Annotated in this window: 6 protein-coding genes; all 6 read left to right on the forward strand. The window is 74.5% G+C overall.

Going from position 1 to position 4,806, the window contains the following annotated elements; translation table 11 throughout:
* Positions 1-45: 45 nt before the first annotated feature.
* On the forward strand, positions 46-918 hold the full coding sequence (gene folP, locus ACFU7Z_RS36275) for a dihydropteroate synthase (protein WP_049654059.1): 873 nt from the start codon (positions 46-48) through the stop codon (positions 916-918).
* A 28-nt stretch (positions 919-946) separates the two neighbouring features.
* Positions 947-1,426 (forward strand): nuclear transport factor 2 family protein, encoded by a 480-nt coding sequence (locus ACFU7Z_RS36280; RefSeq protein ID WP_049654066.1) that lies wholly within the window; start codon positions 947-949, stop codon positions 1,424-1,426.
* 246 nt (positions 1,427-1,672) lie between these two features.
* Positions 1,673-2,032, forward strand: coding sequence for a dihydroneopterin aldolase (folB, locus tag ACFU7Z_RS36285; RefSeq protein WP_049654068.1), 360 nt, complete (start codon positions 1,673-1,675; stop codon positions 2,030-2,032).
* Positions 2,033-2,152: 120 nt separating this feature from the next.
* Entirely contained in the window at positions 2,153-2,752 is a 600-nt protein-coding gene (folK, locus tag ACFU7Z_RS36290) for a 2-amino-4-hydroxy-6-hydroxymethyldihydropteridine diphosphokinase (RefSeq protein WP_049654060.1), read from the forward strand.
* A 178-nt stretch (positions 2,753-2,930) separates the two neighbouring features.
* On the forward strand, positions 2,931-3,419 hold the full coding sequence (locus ACFU7Z_RS36295) for a DUF3180 domain-containing protein (RefSeq protein ID WP_049654061.1): 489 nt from the start codon (positions 2,931-2,933) through the stop codon (positions 3,417-3,419).
* A gap of 214 nt (positions 3,420-3,633) precedes the next feature.
* Positions 3,634-4,746, forward strand: coding sequence for a hypothetical protein (locus tag ACFU7Z_RS36300; RefSeq protein WP_380782298.1), 1,113 nt, complete (start codon positions 3,634-3,636; stop codon positions 4,744-4,746).
* Positions 4,747-4,806: the final 60 nt, after the last annotated feature.

Consider the following 4,806-nt stretch of genomic DNA (forward strand, 5'->3'; position numbering starts at 1 on the left):
CCCGCCGAGAATCCTCGGCGGGGGCCCCGTTCGATAATGGGAAGCATGAACGATTCGCCCTCCTTCTCCCTGCCGGCCGGTCTGCCGCGACTGGAGCGCTGCGCCGTGATGGGCGTGGTCAACGTCACGCCCGACTCCTTCTCGGACGGCGGGATGTGGCACGACCCCGCCAAGGCGATCGCGCACGGCCTCGCGCTGCGGGCCCGCGGCGCCGACCTGGTGGACGTCGGCGGCGAGTCCACCCGGCCGGGCTCGCAGCGGGTCCCCGAGGAGGAGGAGCTGCGCCGGGTGATCCCGGTGGTGCGCGAGCTCGCCGACGCCGGGGTGGTGGTCTCGGTGGACACCATGCGCGCCTCGGTCGCCGAGCGGGCCGTCGAGGCCGGCGCCGCGATCGTCAACGACGTCTCCGGGGGGCTCGCCGACCCGGCGATGGCCCGGGTGGTCGCCGAGACCGGCGCGCCCTTCGTGGTGATGCACTGGCGCGGGCAGTCCGCCGACATGGACCGGATGGCCGTCTACGACGACGTCGTGCGGGACGTGGTCGCCGAGCTGACCGACCGGGTGGACGCGCTGCTGGCGGCCGGGGTCAAGGAGGACCAGCTGATCCTCGACCCGGGGCTCGGCTTCGCCAAGACCTCCGAGCACAACTGGGCGCTGCTCGGCCGGCTGGACGCGCTCACCGCGCTCGGCCGTCCCGTGCTCGTGGCGGCTTCGCGCAAGCGGTTCCTGGGTACGCTGCTCGCCGACCCGGCAACCGGGGAACTGCGCCCGGCCCGGGAGCGCGACGACGCGACGGCCGCGGTGTCGGTGCTGTCCGCACGGGCGGGAGCCTGGGCGGTGCGGGTGCACGACGTGTCCGGCACGGCGGATGCCGTCCGGGTGGTCGCGGCCTGGCAGCACGCGGCGCGGTTGGGGTGAGGGAGGGTCTGTGACAGGTGACGGCAGGTTGAGCGGCGGTACGGCCGGGCGGGCCCGCGAGGCGGACCTGGAGGCCGTTCTGGCGGCGAACCAGGGGCTCTACGAGGCGCTGGAACGGGGGGACCTGGAAGCGGTCGAGGATGCCTGGCTGGGCGCCGCGGACGCCGACGACAAGGGTGGCGTGGTGTGCGTGCACCCGGGCTGGCCGGTGCTCCGCGGCCGGGCCCAGGTGACCCGTTCGTACATGCTGATCATGATGAACACGGAGTACATCCAGTTCTTCCTGACCGATGTCGAGGCCGAGGTGCACGGTGATGTGGCCCTTGTCACGTGCACCGAGAACATCCTGTCCGGCGGAGAGTCGGAGGAGGAGGGGGAACTCGGGCCGCTGGTCGGCGGAAAGGTCGTGTCGACGAATCTGTTCCGTCGTACCCCGGCCGGGTGGAAGCTCTGGTCGCATCACGGTTCACCCGTTCTGACCAGCGGGGACGACGACGAGGAGAGCTGATTCCGGCACTTGCGGAAATGCGGTGCCGGGAAGTCGCCGGGAATTTCCGAGTGGTCACCGAACGTTCACGTCAATCGCCATATCGGTGCGCGTGGCGTCGGTTCGTGCCGGGTAGGACGGTCAGGCGTTGTCCGTGCTCGCGGGTAGATTCGAAACGGAGTGGCGGGCGTGCCGCCCGCCTTCGCCCTGCCCGTCCATGCCTTTCTCCGGGCGGGGCCCGTCCGACTGGGAGCAGTGATTCGTTTGCTGGACCGCGTCACCCTGCGGGGGCTGCGAGCCCGGGGCCACCACGGCGTCTTCGAGCGCGAGCGCGTCGAGGGGCAGACCTTCGTGGTCGACCTCGTGCTCCACCTGGACACCCGCCCCGCCGCGGCCGGAGACGACCTCACCCGCACCGCGCACTACGGGCTGGTGGCGGAGGAGGTCACCGCGATCATCGCCGGGGAGCCGGTCGACCTGATCGAGACGCTGGCCCAGCGGATCGCCGACCAGTGCCTCAAGCACGAAGCGGTCGAGGAGGTCGAGGTCACCGTGCACAAGCCGGACGCCCCGATCACCGTGCCGTTCGACGACGTGACCGTGACCATCCACCGGGGCCGCGCATGACCCCCACCGCGCGCCCGGTATCCGATGTAGAGGACGTTTTCCGATGAGCGAGCGAAGCGAGCGGATGATCAAGAGGTGCGCATGGGTGAGTGCCCCTGCTGAGCGAAGCGAGGCGGGCGCATGAGCACCAGTGACCCGACCGCCACGCCGAACGCGTTCGACCTGGAGAGCCGGGTGGACTCCGCCGACACCACGCTGCACAGCCAGCGCTGCGCGGTGATCGCGCTCGGCAGCAACCTGGGCAACCGGCTGGACACCCTCCAGGGGGCCGTCGACGCGCTCGCCGACACCCCGGGGCTGAAGATCAAGGCCGTCTCGGCGGTGTACGAGACCGAGGCCGTCGGCGGGCCCGAGGAGCAGCCGAACTACTACAACGCGGTCGTGGTGCTGCGCACCTCGCTGCCCCCGCGGGACCTGCTGGAGCGCGGCAACGCCATTGAGGACGCCTTCGGGCGGGTGCGGACCGTCCACTGGGGCCCGCGCACCCTGGACGTCGACATCCTGGCCTACGAGGGCGTGCTGAGCGACGACCCGCAGCTGCTGCTGCCGCACCCGCGCTCGCACGAGCGCGCCTTCGTGCTCGCCCCCTGGCTGGACGCCCAGCCGGAGGCCGAGGTGCCCGGGCACGGGCGGGTGGACGCGCTGCTGACCGCGCTGGGCGGTCCGGACGCGCAGGGCGTGAAGCGCCGCGAGGACATCGGGCTGACGCTGCCCGAGTAGGTCCGGAGGCCGGTGACCGGGGCCGTTGCCCGGGGAACTCGGCCGGGGGCCCGGCCGTACGAGTAGGTGTCCGCCGTTCACGCGGGTGCCCGCCCGGCCGGGCCCGGTACGGTGGCCTGGCGTCGCCGCGCCACCGGGCGGGCGGCCGGTTCGGGTACCCGGGAAGGACCTCCTCCGAGTGAAGCTGCTTCGCCTCCGCCTCCTGATCGGCATCACCGCCGCCACGACGGCGCTGTCCTGGGCCGGCTCCAAGCTGTGGGCCTCCGTGGACACGCTGCCGGCGGTGCCGGCCGCGGCGCCGGTGGTGCTGGCGGCGGTCGCGGTGGTCCTGCTGGCGACCGCGCTGTCGCTGCGGGCCCGGCTGAAGGCGGTGCGCGAGCGGCAGCCCGGGGCGAAGGGGGTCGACCCGCTGCTGGCGGCCCGGGCGGTGGTGCTGGGGCAGGCCAGCGCGCTGGTCTCCTCGGTGGTCACCGGGATCTACGCGGGGGCCGGGATCTACCTGCTGGGCGAGCTGGACGTGTCGGCCCGCAAGGACCAGGCCGTGACGGCCGGGCTCGCGGTGCTGGCGGGGGCCGCGGTGATCGCGGCGGCGCTCTGGATCCAGCATGTGTGCAAGCTGCCGGAGAACCACGACGACCCGGGCGGTCCGGCGGCGTCGCACCGCTGAGACGCGGCCGGGGCCCCGCCGGGGCGCCGCCCGGGCGTCACGGGGGCCTCGACGGCCCCGCCGGCACCGTCCGCCTCGTCGGCACCGCTGAGCAGGGCTTTCTTCGTGATCTTGCGTGAGAATCCGGGCACGTGCGGTAAAAACCGCACCCTGTCAAGGGCGGAAGGGGACCCTGGGCTGACAGGCCCCCAATTCGCACGCTAGTTTCTTGGACATGTCTCGCGGACGCCACCGTCATTCCTCCGTCCTCGGCCGGGTCTTTCCCCCCACCGCCACCGGCGTGCTGCTGGTCGCCGCACTGGCCGCTCTGCTTTTCAGTCAGGACACCGTCCTGGTGCGCTCGGTGGGCGTCGCGGCGGTGATCGCGACGCTCGGCTTCGCGCTGCTGCTGCGCCAGCGGGACAAGGCGGCCCGGGCGGCCGCCGAGACGTCCGCGGCCCAGCGGCTGCGCGCCGAGGAGCGGTTCGAGGAGCAGCTGGCCGAGGCCGAGTACGCGGCGGAGGTCGCCGAGGAGCGGGCCACCCGGTTCGGGCGGCGGCTGACGGCGGAGAAGTCGCGGCTGGCGAAGGCCGAGACCGAGATCGCCCGGCTGCTGCGCGAGCGGGCCGTGGCGGTCGCCGAGCAGGCGCTCAAGGAGGCCGAGGCGGCCCAGCAGGCGCTCGCCGCGAGCCGTCCGAAGCATCCGGCCAGCCCGGCCGCCTACGTGCGGGCGGCGTCCGTGCTGCGGCTGCTGGAGCGCCGCGCGGCGGAGCAGGAGGCCCGGCGGGCGCGTACGGCGGGCGCGGAGGTGGCCCTGCGGAAGCCCGCGAAGGAGTCGCCGGTCGCCCCGGCCGCGTCGGTGGCCGTGCCGGCCCCGGTGGCGCCCTCGGTGCCGACCCCGGGGCAGGCTCCGGGGCAGGCTCCGGCGGCCCCGGCGCCGGTGCGGCCCGAGCCGGTGCGTCCGGCGCTGACCGCGACGGTCGGTCAGCTCGGCGGCGCGTCGGCCGGGCCGGCCGCGGCGCCCGCGCCGGTGGAGCGGCAGCGGCCGCGCCCGGCGCAGTCCGGTCCGGCCCGCGGGCAGGGCTTCAGCTTCTTCGGCCGCGGTGCGGCTGCCCCGGCGCGCCCGGCGGCCCCGGCACCGGCGGTGGGCAGCGTCGCCGAACTGGGGGAGCGCGCCGACCTGGCGGACGTGGTGGGCGACGAGGCGGTGGCCGAGAAGGCCGTGGCCGAGGCCCGGGCGGCGGAGTCGGCCGAGCGGCCGGAGCAGGGCGGGCCGACCGTGGTGGACCTGACGCCGGAGGACGAGACCGAGCTGATCCAGCTGCCGGAGCTGCGCGCCTCGCGCTGAGGCCCGCCGGGCCCCGGAAACGGAGAAACCGCGGCGCGGGGAGTCGGACGGACCGACTTC

Origin of the sequence: Kitasatospora sp. NPDC057518 (assembly GCF_042802075.1) — a bacterium.
Taxonomy (GTDB): Bacteria; Actinomycetota; Actinomycetes; order Streptomycetales; family Streptomycetaceae; genus Kitasatospora.